The sequence below is a fragment of the Klebsiella sp. CN_Kp113 genome, assembly GCF_040064585.1.
GTDB classification, from domain to species: Bacteria; Pseudomonadota; Gammaproteobacteria; order Enterobacterales; family Enterobacteriaceae; genus Klebsiella; species Klebsiella michiganensis.
This window is the reverse complement of record NZ_JBEAID010000045.1, coordinates 15,533-34,734: the sequence shown is the minus strand read 5'-3', so window position 1 is coordinate 34,734 and position 19,202 is coordinate 15,533. Positions and strand designations below refer to the sequence as shown.

Sequence of the window (19,202 nt, the reverse complement as noted above, 5' to 3'; positions counted from 1 at the left end):
CTGGCGTTGAAATGTTCCGCAAACTGCTGGACGAAGGCCGTGCTGGTGAGAACGTCGGTGTTCTGCTGCGTGGTATCAAGCGTGAAGAAATCGAACGTGGTCAGGTACTGGCTAAGCCGGGTTCTATCAAGCCGCACACCAAGTTCGAATCTGAAGTGTACATTCTGTCCAAAGACGAAGGCGGCCGTCATACTCCGTTCTTCAAAGGCTACCGTCCGCAGTTCTACTTCCGTACAACTGACGTGACTGGCACCATCGAACTGCCGGAAGGCGTAGAGATGGTAATGCCGGGCGACAACATCAAAATGGTTGTTACCCTGATCCACCCGATCGCGATGGACGACGGTCTGCGTTTCGCAATCCGTGAAGGTGGCCGTACCGTTGGCGCGGGCGTGGTTGCTAAAGTTCTCGGCTAATTGCTGATAACATTTGACGCAATGCGCAATAAAAGGGCATCATTTGATGCCCTTTTTGCACGCTTTCACACCAGAACCTGGCTCATCAGTGATTTTTTGGGTCATAATCATTGCTGAGACAGGCTCTGAAGAGGGCGTTAAGTCCGAAACGCAGCAGAGCATTTCGGTTTGGTCGCCTCGCATTTCATGCGGGGTGAAGTTATTTGTCTGAATTCTTGTGACAGGTTGGTTTATGAGTGCGAATACCGAAGCTCAAGGGAGCGGGCGCGGCCTCGAAGCGATGAAGTGGACAATCGTAGTCGTGCTGCTGGTTGTGGCCATCGTCGGCAACTTCCTTTATCGTGACATTATGCTGGCAGTGCGTGCGCTGGCTGTAGTGATTCTGATCGCTGCAGCGGGCGGTGTCGCGCTGTTAACGACAAAAGGTAAGGCGACAGTCGCCTTCGCTCGTGAAGCGAGAACCGAAGTCCGCAAGGTGATCTGGCCGACTCGCCAGGAAACGTTGCATACCACGCTGATTGTTGCCGCAGTGACTGCCGTAATGTCACTGATCCTGTGGGGACTGGATGGTATTCTGGTTCGCCTGGTATCCTTTATCACTGGCCTGAGGTTCTGAGATGTCTGAAGCTCCTAAAAAACGCTGGTACGTCGTTCAGGCGTTTTCCGGTTTTGAAGGTCGCGTAGCTACCTCGTTGCGTGAACATATCAAATTACACAATATGGAAGAGTTGTTTGGCGAAGTCATGGTGCCGACCGAAGAAGTGGTCGAAATCCGCGGCGGCCAGCGTCGTAAAAGCGAACGCAAATTCTTCCCGGGCTACGTGCTGGTCCAGATGGTGATGAACGACGCGAGCTGGCACCTGGTGCGCAGCGTACCGCGTGTGATGGGTTTCATTGGCGGTACATCTGACCGTCCGGCACCGATCAGCGACAAAGAAGTCGACGCGATCATGAACCGTCTGCAGCAGGTTGGCGATAAGCCGCGGCCGAAAACGCTGTTTGAGCCGGGTGAAATGGTTCGCGTTAGCGACGGTCCATTTGCCGACTTTAACGGTGTGGTTGAAGAAGTGGACTACGAGAAGTCTCGTCTGAAAGTGTCCGTTTCTATCTTCGGTCGTGCAACGCCGGTTGAGCTGGACTTCGCTCAGGTAGAAAAAGCCTAACAGCCGATCAAAAAAGCAACGTTTTAATCGTTGCATGAGGCGCGGAATTGACATACAATTTCGCGCCTTTTGTTTTTATGGGTCTGATTCCCATAAAGCGATATTTATCACGGGGAGCCTTTTTAGGCGCTACACCCAAACGAGGAAATTTACATGGCTAAGAAAGTACAAGCCTATGTCAAGCTGCAGGTTGCAGCTGGTATGGCAAACCCGAGTCCGCCGGTTGGTCCAGCACTGGGTCAGCAGGGTGTGAACATCATGGAATTCTGCAAAGCGTTCAACGCAAAAACTGAATCCCTGGAAAAAGGTCTGCCGATCCCGGTTGTTATTACCGTTTACGCTGACCGTTCTTTCACCTTCGTTACCAAAACTCCGCCGGCAGCAGTTCTGCTGAAAAAAGCGGCTGGTATCAAGTCTGGTTCCGGTAAACCGAACAAAGACAAAGTAGGTAAAATTTCCCGCGCTCAGCTGCAGGAAATCGCGCAGACCAAAGCTGCCGACATGACTGGTTCCGACATTGAAGCGATGACTCGCTCCATTGAAGGTACTGCACGTTCCATGGGCCTGGTAGTGGAGGACTAAGAAATGGCTAAACTGACCAAGCGCATGTCCGTGATTCGTGACAAAGTTGATGCGACCAAACAGTACGACATCAACGAAGCCATCTCTCTGCTGAAAGAACTGGCTACTGCTAAGTTCGTTGAAAGCGTTGATGTTGCCGTTAACCTCGGCATCGACGCGCGTAAATCTGACCAGAACGTCCGCGGCGCGACCGTACTGCCGCACGGTACTGGCCGTTCAGTTCGCGTAGCCGTATTTGCCCAGGGCCCGAACGCTGAAGCAGCTAAAGCTGCTGGCGCAGAGCTGGTAGGTATGGAAGATCTGGCTGACCAGATCAAAAAAGGCGAAATGAACTTTGACGTTGTTATTGCTTCCCCGGATGCAATGCGCGTTGTTGGCCAGCTGGGCCAGGTTCTGGGTCCGCGCGGCCTGATGCCAAACCCGAAAGTGGGTACCGTAACGCCGAACGTCGCTGAAGCGGTTAAGAACGCTAAAGCAGGTCAGGTTCGTTACCGTAACGACAAAAACGGCATCATCCACACCACCATCGGTAAAGTGGATTTTGACGCTGATAAACTGAAAGAAAACCTGGAAGCTCTGCTGGTTGCGCTGAAAAAAGCAAAACCGACTCAGGCTAAAGGCGTGTACATCAAGAAAATCAGCATCTCCACCACCATGGGTGCTGGCGTTGCGGTTGATCAGGCTGGTCTGAGCGCTTCTGCGAACTAAGATTAGCTTTACGTGGGCGGTGAATTTGTCTACAATCTTACCCCCACGTATTCTGCTTATAGCAGACGTATAGCCGAGATATTCAGGCTGTGGCAAGGCGACAAATGAGTGAATCGCCAGGAGCATAGTTAACTATGTGACTGGTGGGAACGAAGGCAGTCAATGCCGCCACAGATTGAATAGCGACGGATAGACAAGATTTGTTCGTTGGAGCCTGGCCTATCCAGGCCTCCGTCGAAGACCGCAGGTGTTTCGCAAGAGACTTAATGCCCTGCGTAGACGGTGACAGAACGCTAAGATTATTTTTGGATACTCTGGCTTGTTTCTGCTCACCGTATTAAGACGCTCTTCTCTTTGAGTCGAGTGAAGTGAGTTCCGGAGCATGAGCTCTGGCAAACATCCAGGAGCAAAGCTAATGGCTTTAAATCTTCAAGACAAACAAGCGATTGTTGCTGAAGTCAGCGAAGTAGCCAAAGGCGCGCTGTCTGCAGTAGTTGCGGATTCCCGTGGCGTGACTGTAGACAAAATGACTGAACTGCGTAAAGCAGGTCGTGAAGCTGGCGTATACATGCGTGTTGTTCGTAACACCCTGCTGCGCCGCGTCGTTGAAGGTACTCCTTTCGAGTGCCTGAAAGACACGTTTGTTGGTCCGACCCTGATTGCATACTCTATGGAACACCCGGGCGCTGCCGCTCGTCTGTTCAAAGAGTTCGCGAAAGCGAATGCAAAATTTGAGGTCAAAGCCGCAGCCTTTGAAGGTGAGCTGATCCCGGCGTCGCAAATCGACCGCCTGGCAACTCTGCCGACCTACGAAGAAGCAATTGCACGCCTGATGGCAACCATGAAAGAAGCTTCGGCTGGCAAACTGGTTCGCACTCTGGCTGCTGTACGCGATGCGAAAGAAGCTGCTTAATCGCAGTTGTCTTTGTAAAGCATTCGCTTACGTATAAACTTATTCTGATATTCAGGAACAATTTAAATGTCTATCACTAAAGATCAAATCATTGAAGCAGTATCCGCTATGTCCGTAATGGACGTTGTTGAGCTGATCTCTGCAATGGAAGAAAAATTCGGTGTTTCCGCTGCTGCTGCTGTAGCTGTAGCTGCTGGCCCGGTTGAAGCTGCTGAAGAAAAAACTGAATTCGACGTAATTCTGAAAGGTATCGGCGCTAACAAAGTTGCCGTTATCAAAGCAGTACGTGGCGCAACTGGCCTGGGTCTGAAAGAAGCTAAAGACCTGGTAGAATCTGCTCCGGCCGCTCTGAAAGAAGGCGTGAGCAAAGATGACGCTGAAGCACTGAAAAAATCTCTGGAAGAAGCTGGCGCTGAAGTTGAAGTTAAATAAGCCAACCTTTCCGGTTGCAGCCTGAGAAATCAGGCTGATGGCTGGTGACTTTTTAGTCACCAGCCTTTTTGCGCTGTAAGGCGCCAGTAGAATTTCACACTGTTTGACTACTGGTTGTCCTGACAATGCTTGTTTCTATAGACGACTTAATATACTGCGACAGGTTAGGGCTCCTGAGCTGTGTAAATCGCAATGAAATGGTTTAAGCGTGATAGAAACAGGTATTGCGGAAAGTGTTCCATTTTCCGGTCAACAAAATAGTGTTGCATAAAAAACTGCCTTATGTGGGCAGATGGGTCGACTTGTCAGCGAGCTGAGGAACCCTATGGTTTACTCCTATACCGAGAAAAAACGTATTCGTAAGGATTTTGGTAAACGTCCGCAGGTTCTGGACATACCTTATCTCCTTTCTATCCAGCTTGACTCGTTTCAGAAGTTCATCGAGCAAGATCCTGAAGGGCAGTATGGTCTGGAAGCAGCTTTCCGTTCCGTATTCCCGATTAAAAGCTACAGCGGTAACTCTGAGCTGCAGTACGTCAGCTACCGTCTGGGCGAACCGGTTTTTGACGTTAAAGAATGTCAGATCCGTGGCGTGACCTATTCGGCACCGCTGCGCGTCAAACTGCGTCTGGTGATCTACGAGCGCGAAGCGCCGGAAGGCACCGTTAAAGACATTAAAGAACAAGAAGTCTACATGGGCGAAATTCCGCTCATGACCGACAACGGTACCTTCGTTATCAACGGTACCGAGCGCGTTATCGTTTCTCAGCTGCACCGTAGCCCGGGCGTCTTCTTTGACAGTGACAAAGGTAAGACCCACTCTTCCGGTAAGGTCCTGTATAACGCACGTATCATTCCTTACCGTGGCTCCTGGCTGGACTTCGAGTTCGACCCGAAAGACAACCTGTTTGTCCGTATTGACCGTCGTCGTAAGCTGCCGGCTACCATCATCCTGCGCGCGCTGAATTACACCACTGAGCAGATCCTTGACCTGTTCTTCGAGAAAGTGGTTTTTGAAATTCGCGATAACAAGCTGCAGATGGAACTGGTACCGGAGCGTCTGCGCGGCGAAACGGCCTCCTTCGACATCGAAGCGAACGGCAAAGTGTACGTTGAGAAAGGGCGTCGCATCACCGCACGTCACATTCGCCAGCTGGAAAAAGACGATATCAAACATATCGAAGTTCCGGTTGAGTACATCGCTGGCAAAGTTGCCTCTAAAGACTATGTTGATGAATCTACTGGCGAGCTGATCTGCCCGGCGAACATGGAGCTGAGCCTGGATCTGCTGGCCAAGCTGAGCCAGTCTGGCCATAAGCGTATCGAAACGTTGTTCACCAACGATCTGGATCACGGTCCGTACATCTCTGAGACTGTACGCGTCGACCCGACCAACGACCGTCTGAGCGCGCTGGTAGAAATCTACCGCATGATGCGCCCAGGTGAGCCGCCGACTCGTGAAGCGGCTGAAAGCCTGTTCGAGAACCTGTTCTTCTCCGAAGACCGCTACGATCTGTCCGCGGTAGGTCGTATGAAGTTCAACCGTTCTCTGCTGCGCGACGAAATCGAAGGTTCCGGTATCCTGAGCAAAGAAGACATCATCGAAGTGATGAAGAAGCTCATCGATATCCGTAACGGTAAAGGCGAAGTCGATGATATCGACCACCTCGGCAACCGTCGTATCCGTTCCGTTGGCGAAATGGCGGAAAACCAGTTCCGCGTTGGCCTGGTCCGCGTAGAGCGTGCGGTGAAAGAGCGTCTGTCTCTGGGCGATCTGGATACCCTGATGCCTCAGGATATGATCAACGCCAAGCCGATTTCTGCGGCAGTGAAAGAGTTCTTTGGCTCCAGCCAGCTGTCTCAGTTTATGGACCAGAACAACCCGCTGTCTGAGATTACGCACAAACGTCGTATCTCCGCACTCGGCCCGGGCGGTCTGACCCGTGAACGCGCAGGCTTTGAAGTTCGAGACGTACACCCGACCCACTACGGTCGCGTATGTCCAATCGAAACGCCTGAAGGTCCGAACATCGGTCTGATCAACTCCCTGTCCGTGTACGCACAGACGAACGAATACGGTTTCCTCGAGACCCCGTACCGTAAAGTGACTGACGGTGTTGTAACCGACGAAATTCATTACCTGTCTGCTATCGAAGAAGGCAACTACGTTATTGCTCAGGCGAACTCCAACCTGGATGACGAAGGCCACTTTGTAGAAGATCTGGTTACCTGCCGTAGTAAAGGCGAATCCAGCTTGTTCAGCCGCGACCAGGTTGACTACATGGACGTATCCACCCAGCAGGTGGTATCCGTCGGTGCGTCCCTGATCCCGTTCCTGGAACACGATGACGCCAACCGTGCATTGATGGGTGCGAACATGCAACGTCAGGCCGTTCCGACTCTGCGCGCTGATAAGCCGCTGGTTGGTACCGGTATGGAACGTGCTGTTGCCGTTGACTCCGGTGTAACTGCGGTCGCTAAACGTGGCGGTACCGTTCAGTACGTGGATGCTTCCCGTATCGTTATCAAAGTTAACGAAGACGAGATGTACCCGGGCGAAGCCGGTATCGACATCTATAACCTGACCAAGTACACCCGTTCTAACCAGAACACCTGCATCAACCAGATGCCGTGTGTCTCTCTGGGTGAGCCGATTGAGCGCGGTGACGTGCTGGCTGACGGCCCGTCTACCGACCTCGGTGAACTGGCGCTCGGTCAGAACATGCGCGTCGCGTTCATGCCGTGGAACGGTTACAACTTCGAAGACTCCATCCTCGTTTCCGAGCGCGTTGTCCAGGAAGACCGTTTTACCACCATCCACATTCAGGAACTGGCGTGCGTGTCTCGTGACACCAAGCTGGGGCCGGAAGAGATCACCGCCGACATCCCGAACGTGGGTGAAGCTGCGCTCTCTAAACTGGATGAATCCGGTATCGTTTATATCGGCGCGGAAGTGACCGGTGGCGATATTCTGGTTGGTAAGGTAACGCCGAAAGGTGAAACCCAGCTGACGCCGGAAGAGAAACTGCTGCGTGCGATCTTCGGTGAGAAAGCGTCTGACGTTAAAGACTCTTCCCTGCGCGTACCAAACGGTGTCTCCGGTACCATTATCGACGTTCAGGTCTTTACCCGCGACGGCGTAGAAAAAGACAAACGTGCGCTGGAAATCGAAGAGATGCAGCTCAAACAGGCGAAGAAAGACCTGTCTGAAGAACTGCAGATCCTCGAAGCTGGCCTGTTTGGTCGTATCTACGCGGTGCTGGTCTCCGGCGGTATCGAAGCTGAGAAGCTCGATAAGCTGCCGCGCGATCGCTGGCTGGAACTGGGCCTGACCGACGAAGAGAAACAGAATCAGCTGGAACAGCTGGCTGAGCAGTATGACGAACTGAAACACGAGTTCGAGAAAAAACTCGAAGCGAAACGCCGCAAAATCACTCAGGGCGACGATCTGGCACCGGGCGTGCTGAAGATTGTCAAAGTGTATCTGGCCGTTAAACGTCAGATTCAGCCTGGTGACAAAATGGCAGGTCGTCACGGTAACAAGGGTGTTATCTCTAAGATCAACCCGATCGAAGATATGCCTTACGATGAAAACGGCACGCCGGTTGACATCGTACTGAACCCGCTGGGCGTACCGTCTCGTATGAACATCGGTCAGATCCTGGAAACTCACCTGGGTATGGCTGCGAAAGGTATTGGCGAGAAAATCAACGCCATGCTGAAACAGCAGCAGGAAGTCGCCAAACTGCGCGAATTCATCCAGCGTGCCTACGATCTGGGCACCGACGTGCGTCAGAAGGTTGATCTGAATACCTTCACTGACGAAGAAGTTATGCGTCTCGCTGAAAACCTGAAAAAAGGTATGCCGATCGCAACGCCGGTCTTCGACGGTGCGAAAGAGTCTGAAATCAAGGAACTGTTACAGCTTGGTGGCCTGCCGACTTCCGGCCAGATCACCCTGTTCGACGGTCGTACCGGTGAGCAATTCGAGCGCCAGGTTACCGTTGGCTACATGTACATGCTGAAACTGAACCACCTGGTTGATGACAAGATGCATGCGCGTTCTACCGGTTCTTACAGCCTGGTTACTCAGCAGCCGCTGGGTGGTAAGGCGCAGTTCGGTGGTCAGCGCTTCGGGGAGATGGAAGTGTGGGCGCTGGAAGCATATGGCGCAGCATACACCCTGCAGGAAATGCTCACCGTTAAGTCTGATGACGTGAACGGCCGTACTAAGATGTATAAGAACATCGTGGACGGCAACCATCAGATGGAACCGGGCATGCCGGAATCCTTCAACGTACTGTTGAAAGAGATTCGCTCGCTGGGCATCAACATCGAACTGGAAGACGAGTAACTCTCGCTCAAACAGGTCACTGGTGCCGGGGTAAGACCCGGCGCCAGATTGTGCTAACTCCGACGGGAGCAAATCCGTGAAAGACTTATTAAAGTTTCTGAAAGCGCAAACTAAAACCGAAGAGTTTGATGCGATCAAAATTGCTCTGGCATCGCCAGACATGATCCGTTCATGGTCTTTTGGTGAAGTTAAAAAGCCGGAAACCATTAACTACCGTACGTTCAAACCTGAGCGTGACGGCCTTTTCTGTGCGCGTATTTTCGGGCCAGTAAAAGACTACGAGTGCCTGTGCGGTAAGTACAAGCGCCTGAAACACCGCGGTGTGATCTGTGAGAAGTGCGGCGTTGAAGTGACCCAGACTAAAGTGCGCCGTGAGCGTATGGGCCACATCGAGCTGGCGTCTCCGACCGCCCACATCTGGTTCCTGAAGTCTCTGCCGTCCCGTATCGGCCTGCTGCTCGATATGCCGCTGCGCGATATCGAACGCGTGCTGTACTTCGAATCCTATGTGGTTATCGAAGGCGGTATGACCAACCTGGAACGCCAGCAGATCCTGACTGAAGAACAGTATCTGGACGCGCTGGAAGAGTTCGGTGACGAATTTGATGCGAAGATGGGTGCGGAAGCTATCCAGGCCCTGCTGAAGAGCATGGATCTGGAGCAAGAGTGCGAAACTCTGCGCGAAGAGCTGAACGAAACCAACTCCGAAACCAAGCGTAAGAAGCTGACCAAGCGTATCAAACTGCTGGAAGCCTTCGTCCAGTCTGGCAACAAGCCGGAGTGGATGATCCTGACCGTTCTGCCGGTTCTGCCGCCAGATCTGCGTCCGCTGGTTCCGCTGGATGGCGGTCGTTTCGCGACTTCTGACCTGAACGATCTATATCGTCGCGTCATTAACCGTAACAACCGTCTGAAACGTCTGCTGGATCTGGCTGCGCCGGACATCATCGTACGCAACGAAAAACGTATGCTGCAGGAAGCGGTCGACGCCCTGCTGGATAACGGTCGTCGCGGTCGTGCGATCACCGGTTCTAACAAACGTCCTCTGAAATCTTTGGCCGATATGATCAAAGGTAAGCAGGGGCGTTTCCGTCAGAACCTGCTCGGTAAGCGCGTTGACTACTCCGGTCGTTCTGTAATCACCGTAGGTCCATACCTGCGTCTGCATCAGTGCGGTCTGCCGAAGAAAATGGCGCTGGAGCTGTTCAAACCGTTCATCTACGGCAAGCTGGAACTGCGTGGCCTCGCCACCACCATTAAAGCCGCTAAGAAAATGGTTGAGCGTGAAGAAGCTGTCGTTTGGGATATCCTGGACGAAGTGATCCGCGAACACCCGGTACTGCTGAACCGTGCACCAACCCTGCACCGTCTGGGTATCCAGGCATTTGAGCCGGTACTGATCGAAGGTAAAGCTATTCAGCTGCACCCGCTGGTTTGTGCGGCATACAACGCCGACTTCGATGGTGACCAGATGGCTGTTCACGTACCGCTGACGCTGGAAGCCCAGCTCGAAGCGCGTGCGCTGATGATGTCTACCAACAACATCCTGTCTCCGGCGAACGGCGAACCAATCATCGTTCCGTCTCAGGACGTTGTACTGGGTCTGTACTACATGACCCGTGACTGTGTTAACGCCAAAGGCGAAGGCATGGTGCTGACTGGCCCGAAAGAAGCTGAGCGTATTTATCGCGCTGGCCTGGCCTCTCTGCATGCGCGCGTTAAAGTGCGTATCACCGAATACGAAAAAGATGAAAACGGCGAGTTCGTTGCGAAAACCAGCCTGAAAGATACGACCGTTGGTCGCGCCATTCTGTGGATGATCGTACCGAAAGGTCTGCCTTTCTCCATCGTCAACCAGGCGCTGGGCAAGAAAGCCATCTCTAAGATGCTGAATACCTGCTACCGTATTCTGGGCCTGAAACCGACCGTTATTTTTGCGGACCAGACGATGTACACCGGCTTTGCTTATGCAGCGCGCTCAGGTGCATCCGTTGGTATCGATGACATGGTCATCCCGGAGAAAAAATACGAGATCATCAGCGAAGCGGAAGCGGAAGTTGCTGAGATTCAGGAGCAGTTCCAGTCGGGTCTGGTTACCGCTGGCGAACGCTACAACAAAGTTATCGATATCTGGGCCGCGGCGAACGATCGTGTATCCAAAGCGATGATGGACAACCTGCAAACTGAAACCGTTATTAACCGTAACGGCGAAGAAGAGCAGCAGGTCTCCTTCAACAGCATTTACATGATGGCCGACTCCGGTGCGCGTGGTTCTGCTGCACAGATTCGTCAGCTTGCCGGTATGCGTGGTCTGATGGCGAAGCCGGATGGCTCCATCATCGAAACGCCAATCACCGCGAACTTCCGTGAAGGTCTGAACGTACTCCAGTACTTCATCTCCACGCACGGTGCGCGTAAAGGTCTGGCGGATACCGCACTGAAAACGGCGAACTCCGGTTACCTGACTCGTCGTCTGGTTGACGTTGCGCAGGACCTGGTCGTGACTGAAGACGACTGTGGCACCCTGGAAGGCATCACCATGACCCCGGTTATCGAGGGTGGCGATGTTAAAGAGCCGCTGCGCGATCGCGTACTGGGTCGTGTGACCGCTGAAGACGTTCTGAAGCCGGGTACGGCGGACATTCTGGTTCCACGCAACACGCTGCTGCACGAGCACTGGTGCGATCTGCTGGAAGAGAACTCCGTTGACTCCGTCAAAGTGCGTTCCGTTGTATCCTGTGACACCGACTTTGGTGTATGTGCGCACTGCTACGGTCGTGACCTGGCGCGTGGCCACATCATCAACAAAGGTGAGGCTATCGGCGTTATCGCGGCACAGTCCATCGGTGAGCCGGGTACACAGCTGACGATGCGTACGTTCCACATCGGTGGTGCGGCATCTCGTGCGGCTGCTGAGTCCAGCATCCAGGTGAAAAACAAAGGTAGCATCCGTCTGAGCAATGCGAAGTCGGTTGTGAACTCCAGCGGTAAGCTGGTTATTACTTCCCGTAATACCGAGCTGAAGCTGATCGACGAATTCGGTCGTACCAAAGAGAGCTATAAAGTGCCTTACGGCTCCGTTATGGCGAAAGGTGATGGCGAGCAGGTTGCCGGCGGTGAAACCGTAGCAAACTGGGATCCGCACACCATGCCGGTTATCACCGAAGTGAGTGGTTTTGTCCGCTTCACTGACATGATTGACGGCCAGACCATTACTCGTCAGACCGACGAGCTGACCGGTCTGTCTTCTCTGGTGGTTCTGGATTCTGCAGAGCGTACCACTGGCGGTAAAGATCTGCGTCCGGCGCTGAAAATCGTTGATGCTCAGGGCAATGACGTTCTGATCCCTGGCACCGATATGCCTGCGCAGTACTTCCTGCCGGGTAAAGCGATTGTTCAGCTGGAAGATGGCGTCCAGATCAGTTCTGGTGACACCCTGGCGCGTGTACCGCAGGAATCCGGCGGTACCAAGGACATCACCGGTGGTCTGCCGCGCGTTGCCGACCTGTTCGAAGCGCGTCGTCCGAAAGAGCCGGCAATCCTGGCTGAAATCAGCGGCATCATTTCCTTCGGCAAAGAAACCAAAGGGAAACGTCGTCTGGTTATCACCCCGGTAGACGGTAGCGATCCGTACGAAGAGATGATTCCTAAGTGGCGTCAGCTCAACGTGTTCGAAGGTGAACGCGTAGAACGTGGTGACGTGGTTTCCGACGGTCCGGAAGCGCCGCACGACATTCTGCGTCTGCGTGGCGTGCATGCTGTGACTCGTTACATCGTTAACGAAGTTCAGGACGTATACCGTCTGCAGGGCGTTAAGATTAACGATAAGCACATCGAAGTTATCGTTCGTCAGATGCTGCGTAAAGCGACCATCGAAAGCGCCGGTAGCTCCGACTTCCTGGAAGGCGAACAGGTTGAATACTCTCGCGTTAAGATTGCTAACCGCGATCTGGAAGCGAACGGCAAAGTGGGTGCAACATTCTCCCGCGATCTGCTGGGTATCACCAAAGCGTCCCTGGCAACCGAATCGTTCATCTCTGCCGCATCGTTCCAGGAGACCACCCGTGTCCTGACCGAAGCAGCCGTTGCGGGTAAACGCGACGAACTGCGTGGCCTGAAAGAGAACGTTATCGTGGGTCGTCTGATCCCGGCCGGTACCGGTTATGCGTACCACCAGGATCGTATGCGCCGTCGCGCAGCGGGCGAACTGCCAGCAGCGCCGCAGGTCAGCGTGGAAGAAGCTTCTGCTAACCTGGCAGAACTGCTGAACGCGGGTCTGGGCGGTTCTGACAACGATTAATCGTTGATTCGCTAAACGCTCAAAAAGCCAGTCAGGTCACCTGACTGGCTTTTTTATTGCCTGCCAGTTTATTCCGTCTACTTTTTTATTACATTTTATTGATGTAATAGCTGCAATTAATTAGCAAATATAAACCACTCCTATAATGATTTATTTCCATGACTGTTTTTCATCTTCAATGAAAGGGTGAAAATTCTACGCGTGTCAAAAAATAAGCACCGCAAACGCTATATAGTCAAAAAACTAAAATAATCATGTGATTACTTTCCCGGTTCTTTTCGGTTTACCGCAGCCGAGGGGATTGTTACGCCTGTTAAAAGGCGATGGAGGAGGTGAACTAATAAAAACAAAGCGGAGAGTATTGTCGTTATTTAATGGATAGCTTCTGGGGGATGTATGGAATTTGCTATACAACTTATCATTATCTTAATGTGTTTGTTCTATGGTGCGAGAAAGGGCGGCATTGCGCTCGGTCTTTTAGGCGGCATTGGGCTAGTTATCCTGGTCTTTGTTTTTCACCTGAAGCCTGGAAAACCGCCCGTCGATGTCATGCTGGTCATTATCGCCGTCGTGGCGGCATCGGCGACGCTGCAGGCTTCTGGTGGTTTAGACGTGATGCTGCAGATTGCCGAGAAACTCCTGCGGCGAAACCCGAAATATGTCTCGATCGTCGCGCCATTCGTCACCTGTACGCTGACGATTCTTTGCGGCACGGGGCACGTGGTATATACCATTCTGCCGATTATTTATGATGTCGCTATCAAAAATAACATCCGTCCGGAGCGACCCATGGCCGCCAGCTCGATCGGCGCGCAGATGGGGATTATCGCCAGCCCGGTTTCCGTGGCGGTTGTCTCGCTGGTGGCAATGCTTGGCAACTTTACCTTTAACGGCAAGCACCTTGAATTTCTCGACCTGCTGGCGATAACCATTCCGTCCACGCTGCTGGGGATTCTGGCCATTGGTATCTTCAGCTGGTTTCGCGGCAAAGACCTCGATAAAGACGAAACCTTCCAGGCCTTTATTGCGGTACCGGAAAACCGTCACTACGTGTACGGGGACACGGCCACGCTGCTGGATAGAAAGCTTCCGACCAGCAACTGGATTGCGATGTGGATTTTTCTGGCCTCAATCGCGGTTGTCGCCCTGCTCGGCGCCTTCTCCGAACTGCGTCCGGCATTCGACGGTAAGCCGCTGTCGATGGTGCTGGTGATCCAGATGTTTATGCTGCTCTCCGGGGCGCTCATCATCATCATTACGAAAACGAATCCGGCTTCGATCTCCAAAAATGAGGTGTTCCGTTCCGGGATGATCGCTATCGTTGCCGTGTACGGCATCGCGTGGATGGCGGAAACGATGTTCGGCGCGCACATGACCGAGATTAAAGGCGTGCTCGGGGAGATGGTGAAGGAGTACCCGTGGGCCTACGCTATCGTTCTGCTGCTGGTATCGAAGTTTGTCAACTCCCAGGCGGCTGCGCTGGCGGCGATCGTTCCGGTGGCGTTGGCGATCGGCGTCGATCCGGCCTACATCGTCGCTTCCGCGCCCGCCTGCTACGGCTATTACATTCTGCCGACCTACCCAAGCGATCTGGCGGCGATTCAGTTCGACCGCTCAGGTACCACGCATATCGGCCGCTTTGTGATTAACCATAGCTTTATTCTGCCAGGGCTCATCGGTGTCAGCGTCTCTTGCGTCTTTGGCTGGGTATTTGCGGCGATGTACGGATTTCTTTAAGAGGATACGGGCGCCGGTAGCGGCGCCTGTTAAGTCGTTGACGTTATTGTGCGAGCGGAATTCGGCGATAGAGCTCAATCATGTCGGTAGCCAGATCCTGAATGACCATCGCGTTCATCAGGTGGTCCTGAGAGTGTACGGTAATCAGGTTAACCGGAAGCTTGCCGCTGCCTTCATCCATGCCAATCAGCTGGGTCTGGATTTTATGCGCATGCTTGACGAATTCATGGGATTCCGCCATTGCCTGTTCGGCCGCAGCAAAATCGCCTTTACGCGCCAGCTGCAGAGCGGTTAACGCCGAGCTGCGCGCAGAACCGGCGTTAACCAGCAGCTCCATGATGATCGTTTCTAAATCTTCCATCTCTTACTCCATCAGCTTCAGGGCTTTATCAAGCACGGCATCGCCTTTCATCATGCCGTAATCCATCATATCGATGACGGCGACTTTTTTACCAAACGGGTCGGCCATTGCCTGTAGCTTGGCCTGCTCGTACTTCACCTGAGGGCCGAGCAGGATAATATCGGCAGCGGCAAGATTATCTTTAAACTCGGCAACCGGTACGGCTTTGATGGAGACTTCCACGCCTTTTTGTTGCGCAGCGGCCTGCATACGTTGAACCAGCATGCTGGTGGACATTCCTGCGGCACAGCATAAAACGATATTCTTCATAATTGTTGGCCCTTATGTTCCTTGATGTACCATCTTTATCGCGGGCAGGCGGGCGGGACAACCGCTTTACGGTGATTGTGTGTAAGTCATCACAAAATAATGAAACCGGTTTCGGTTCTGGGGGAGAAAACGCTAAAAGCCGCGTCCGACAGGCCTGAAACGGTGGGCTCTGTTAAGCGCGGACGATGCGATTCTTGCCCTGCTGCTTGGCTTTATACAGCGCTTCATCAACGCGTACGACAAGCTGCTCCAGGGGCTCCATATTCCATTCCCCCAGTCCCGCGCTGAAGGTGACCGTTAGCCCTTCTTCACGCCAGGAGCGCTGCGCAACGCGGGCCCGCCAGCTCTCCAGCAACATCAGGGCGTCATCGCTATGTCCGGTGGTAAAGATCGCCGCAAACTCTTCGCCGCCGTAGCGGTAAAGCGAAATTTGCAGGGGCTGGAGGATTTGCAGCCCTTCCCGGGCGACATTGCGCAGCACGATATCGCCGTTGAGGTGACCCCAGGTGTCGTTTATCGTTTTGAAGTTATCAATATCAACCAGCGCAAGAGAGAAGGGCTGATGATCGTTCATCAGCGCGGCGATATCGCTGTCAAAGGCGCGGCGGTTCTTGCAGCCGGTTAGCGCGTCGATGGTCGCCTGGCGAACGTAGGTTAACTCGCGCTGCTTATTGCTCTCGATGGCTTTGCTGAGCATCGCTTCCAGCCGCGGGGCGCGCTTTACATCCCCGGTTTTGATGGCATTGATGATGTTCATCAACACCGTACGTGAAGCATGGCGCAGATACAGTCCAAACAGCACGATAACGATCGCGGCCAGGGCAAAGCTCCAGGCGACGATATCCGTTTCATGGCGCGTTAAGTTGACCAGCGTCGAGTTATCGACCCGATAAATAACAAACCAGTCGGGGTTAGTAAAGGAGTAGTAATAGTACCAGGTGTCCATATGGGTATCGTAAAGCTGGCCTTCGCCGCTGGTCATTCTGTCCATCAAGGCTTCACTGACGTAGGGTTTAAATAAAGCGCCGGGGTCGGGGTGGAGAATGACTTTACCATCGCGTTGCACCACAAAAAATTCTCCCTGGACGGGTGCAACCATCTGCCGTAACGCGTAGCCCATTGAGGTGAGATCGAGATGAAACGCGAGACTGCCCTTTAGCCGTCCCTCTGGAGAAATTATGGGTTTGTAGACGGTAATCGTCGGATGATGCGTGAAGTAGTCGTTGTACGGGCTGGTATACCGACTGAAGGTACTGGCTTCCGCTTGCTTAATAAACCACGGCCTTGTTTTGGCATCGAAGGACTGGCTATCTTCGGTTTCCAGAACCTCGGGCGCGCGCAGATAGTGCCCATTGGTATCCGCCAGCGAGATGGACGAAACGGTCTGCATCATATTTTGCAACTGCATAAGCTGCATCAACCCTTTTTCCGGATTGACGTTAACCGCCTCATTCAGCGCATCGTTGCGGGCAAAGAAAGTGGCGGCACGGGTGAGGATAAAGTCGTTGCCCTGCAGCAGCGTCTCCGTGTAGTTGGTCGCCATATTGTGGGTAAAATTGCGATTAATATGATGATAATCTTCGAGAAAATCATTCCTCTGCGTCGTCGTGGCAAACACCGCTATCAGCAAGAAGCTGAATAAAATACCCGCAAATCCGATGATAATCGGCGTGGTGAAAGAGAGCTTTCTATTATGACGAGCCATGAGTCGTAAATCGTTCCAGAAGCGTTAAACCGTGGGTGGAGACGCAGGTTTAGCCAGCATGCCTGCTGAGCGAATCAGATAAAACTCCGGTAATTATAACGCTGACGTTGTGATATGGACTGATTAATATTCGATATTGATGGAATTACCGTTGCCGCAAAGAGGCGGAAGCAGGGCGAAAAGGAGGAAGAGTGAATATTCGCCCTGGTCAGCGTCCGCTGCTGACAGGGGCAGAATAGAGAAACGGGAACAGGGCCACAATCTCCCGTTTCTCTTATTACGATCGTGCATGAAGAACGTTTAAGAAATTACATTCGTTATCATGACGATTGGGAGGCGCGTCCCAGCCAGCTGTCCCAATCCTTCCATACCGGCTGTAGACCACTGGCCACCAGCGCGCTGGCGACCTCTTCCGGGCGGCGGTCATCGTGAGGCGCGAACTGCTCCAGCTCCGGATGGTTATCGGCATACCCGCCGGGCTGGGTTTTCGAAAAGGCGCTGACGTTGTTGATGGCCAGCGGGATCACCCGATCGCGGAACCAGGGGGATTCGCGGGTGGAGAGCGAGAGTTCCACTTCCGGAGCCAGCAGGCGGAAAGCGCAAATAGTTTGCACCAGCTGCCGTTCATCCATTAATGAGGCGGGCTCGATACCCCCCGCGCAAGGCCGCAGTCGTGGGAAGGAGATGGAGTAGCGGCTGCGCCAGTAATGCTGCTGGAGCCACAGCAGATGCTCCGCCACCATAAAGCAGTCCACCCGCCAGCTGTCGGAAAGGCCAATAAGTGCGCCAAGGCCAATTTTATCAATCCCCGCCTGCCCAAGCCTGTCCGGCGTATCCAGCCGCCAGAAGAAGTCCTGCTTTTTCCCTTTCAGATGGTGTTTCGCATACATGCTTTCATGATAGGTCTCCTGATAGACCATCACCCCGTCCAGACCGAGGGTTTTCAGCTCGGCATACTCTTCCATCGCCAGCGGCTGGACCTCCATATGCAGCGAGGCGAACTGGCGGCGAATCGCGGGCAGATGTTGACGAAAGTAGTCCATGCCGACCTTGCCCTGATGTTCGCCGGTCACCAGCAGCAGATGCTCAAAGCCCATTTCGCGGATCGCCGCGCATTCACGGGCTATTTCCGCCTCATCCAGAGTCTTGCGCTTGATGCGGTTACTCATTGAGAAACCGCAGTAGGTACAGTCGTTGGCGCAGAGATTAGAGAGATACAGCGGGACATAAAAGCTGACGGTATTACCAAAACGCTGGCGAGTCAGGCGCTGAGCGCGCTGGGCCAGAGGCTCCAGATAGTCCGCGGCGGCGGGGGAGAGCAGGGCCATCATATCGTCGCGGCTGAGCTGTTTGGCTGCCAGGGCGCGTTCAACGTCGGCGGGAGTTTTCCCGTTGATTCGCAGGCGAATATCGTCCCAGTCCAGCTGCCGCCAACGGTCAGTGAAGGTGTTCATATCCGCGCCTCCAGAAAGCCGGTCAGCGGGCTGGTGGCCTGCGCCTGCGCGCTGCGCGCGCCCGGGCCTGCCTGTCGGGCCAGCAAGCCGGCATCGATTGCTAAACGGAAGGCCCGCGCCATGGTTACCGGATCGTCGGCAACGGCGATGGCGGTATTCACCAGTACCGCGTCAGCGCCCATTTCCAGCGCCTGCGCCGCGTGACTCGGCACGCCAATACCCGCGTCAACGACTACCGGCACCGTGGCCTGCGCGATAATAATCTCCAGCATTGCTTTGGTTTCCAGTCCCTGATTGGAGCCGATGGGCGCGCCCAGCGGCATCACCGCCGCGCAGCCCGCTTCTTCGAGGCGCTTGCACAGCACCGGGTCGGCGCCGCAGTAGGGCAGCACCACGAAGCCTTCCCGTACCAGAATCTCCGCCGCTTTCAGCGTTTCGATCGGATCGGGGAGCAGCCAGCGGGCGTCCGGGTGAATTTCCAGCTTTAGCCAGTGGGTGCCCAGCGCTTCCCGCGCCAGACGGGCGGCAAATACCGCCTCTTCCGCCGTTTTAGCGCCGGAGGTGTTGGGCAGCAGGCTAACGCCGGCCGCCAGCAGCGGCGCGAGGATCGCGTCATTATGCTGACGGAGATCGACGCGCTTCATCGCCAGCGTCACCAGCTGGCTGCCGGAGGCGCGAATGGCCTCCACCATGACGTCGGGGGCGGCGAATTTACCGGTGCCGGTGAAAAGATGTGACTCAAAGGTTTTATCCGCAATACGTAACATG

Annotated in this window: 15 protein-coding genes; 10 read left to right on the top strand and 5 right to left on the bottom strand. The window is 53.8% G+C overall.

The features are described 5' to 3' along the window. The 10 genes from ABLV30_RS25390 to dcuB form a co-directional block, all read left to right on the top strand. The coding region (locus tag ABLV30_RS25390) for an EF-Tu/IF-2/RF-3 family GTPase (RefSeq protein WP_341272706.1) at window positions 1-416 on the top strand (416 nt) is incomplete at its 5' end. 232 nt (window positions 417-648) lie between these two features. Then, a complete protein-coding gene (secE, locus tag ABLV30_RS25385; protein WP_004097638.1) occupies window positions 649-1,032 on the top strand; it encodes a preprotein translocase subunit SecE in 384 nt (127 codons plus the stop codon). A 1-nt stretch (window position 1,033) separates the two neighbouring features. Continuing rightward, on the top strand, window positions 1,034-1,579 hold the full coding sequence (gene nusG / locus ABLV30_RS25380) for a transcription termination/antitermination protein NusG (RefSeq protein ID WP_002438628.1): 546 nt from the start codon (window positions 1,034-1,036) through the stop codon (window positions 1,577-1,579). 153 nt (window positions 1,580-1,732) lie between these two features. Beyond that, window positions 1,733-2,161: a 50S ribosomal protein L11 gene (rplK, locus tag ABLV30_RS25375; protein WP_004097640.1), complete on the top strand. Its 429-nt coding sequence runs from the start codon at window positions 1,733-1,735 to the stop codon at window positions 2,159-2,161. 3 nt (window positions 2,162-2,164) lie between these two features. Then, window positions 2,165-2,869 (top strand): 50S ribosomal protein L1, encoded by a 705-nt coding sequence (rplA, locus tag ABLV30_RS25370; protein WP_004097642.1) that lies wholly within the window; start codon window positions 2,165-2,167, stop codon window positions 2,867-2,869. 415 nt (window positions 2,870-3,284) lie between these two features. Continuing rightward, on the top strand, window positions 3,285-3,782 hold the full coding sequence (rplJ, locus tag ABLV30_RS25365; protein WP_004097644.1) for a 50S ribosomal protein L10: 498 nt from the start codon (window positions 3,285-3,287) through the stop codon (window positions 3,780-3,782). A 66-nt stretch (window positions 3,783-3,848) separates the two neighbouring features. Beyond that, window positions 3,849-4,214 (top strand): 50S ribosomal protein L7/L12, encoded by a 366-nt coding sequence (gene rplL / locus ABLV30_RS25360; RefSeq protein WP_004097645.1) that lies wholly within the window; start codon window positions 3,849-3,851, stop codon window positions 4,212-4,214. 325 nt (window positions 4,215-4,539) lie between these two features. Next, window positions 4,540-8,568, top strand: a complete 4,029-nt coding sequence (rpoB, locus tag ABLV30_RS25355) for a DNA-directed RNA polymerase subunit beta (RefSeq protein ID WP_004097647.1) — start codon at window positions 4,540-4,542, stop codon at window positions 8,566-8,568. 76 nt (window positions 8,569-8,644) lie between these two features. Continuing rightward, window positions 8,645-12,868, top strand: coding sequence for a DNA-directed RNA polymerase subunit beta' (rpoC, locus tag ABLV30_RS25350; RefSeq protein ID WP_004097649.1), 4,224 nt, complete (start codon window positions 8,645-8,647; stop codon window positions 12,866-12,868). A gap of 396 nt (window positions 12,869-13,264) precedes the next feature. Then, on the top strand, window positions 13,265-14,605 hold the full coding sequence (gene dcuB, locus ABLV30_RS25345) for an anaerobic C4-dicarboxylate transporter DcuB (protein WP_064378463.1): 1,341 nt from the start codon (window positions 13,265-13,267) through the stop codon (window positions 14,603-14,605). Window positions 14,606-14,648: 43 nt separating this feature from the next. Here dcuB and ABLV30_RS25340 read toward each other — a convergent pair whose 3' ends face one another. The 5 genes from ABLV30_RS25340 to thiG form a co-directional block, all read right to left on the bottom strand. Next, complete coding sequence (locus ABLV30_RS25340; protein ID WP_004097651.1) at window positions 14,649-14,966, bottom strand: PTS lactose/cellobiose transporter subunit IIA; 318 nt, start codon at window positions 14,964-14,966, stop codon at window positions 14,649-14,651. Between the two features lie 3 nt (window positions 14,967-14,969). Further along, window positions 14,970-15,275, bottom strand: a complete 306-nt coding sequence (locus ABLV30_RS25335; protein WP_004097653.1) for a PTS sugar transporter subunit IIB — start codon at window positions 15,273-15,275, stop codon at window positions 14,970-14,972. Window positions 15,276-15,447: 172 nt separating this feature from the next. Beyond that, window positions 15,448-16,980: a diguanylate cyclase gene (locus ABLV30_RS25330; protein WP_348865690.1), complete on the bottom strand. Its 1,533-nt coding sequence runs from the start codon at window positions 16,978-16,980 to the stop codon at window positions 15,448-15,450. A 320-nt stretch (window positions 16,981-17,300) separates the two neighbouring features. Further along, the gene (gene thiH / locus ABLV30_RS25325) at window positions 17,301-18,434 is read right to left on the bottom strand and encodes a 2-iminoacetate synthase ThiH (protein ID WP_014227494.1); all 1,134 of its coding nucleotides are present in this window, start codon (window positions 18,432-18,434) and stop codon (window positions 17,301-17,303) included. After that, the gene (gene thiG, locus ABLV30_RS25320) at window positions 18,431-19,201 is read right to left on the bottom strand and encodes a thiazole synthase (RefSeq protein WP_014227495.1); all 771 of its coding nucleotides are present in this window, start codon (window positions 19,199-19,201) and stop codon (window positions 18,431-18,433) included. Before thiG ends, thiH begins: the two co-directional genes overlap by 4 nt. Window position 19,202 lies beyond the last annotated feature (1 nt).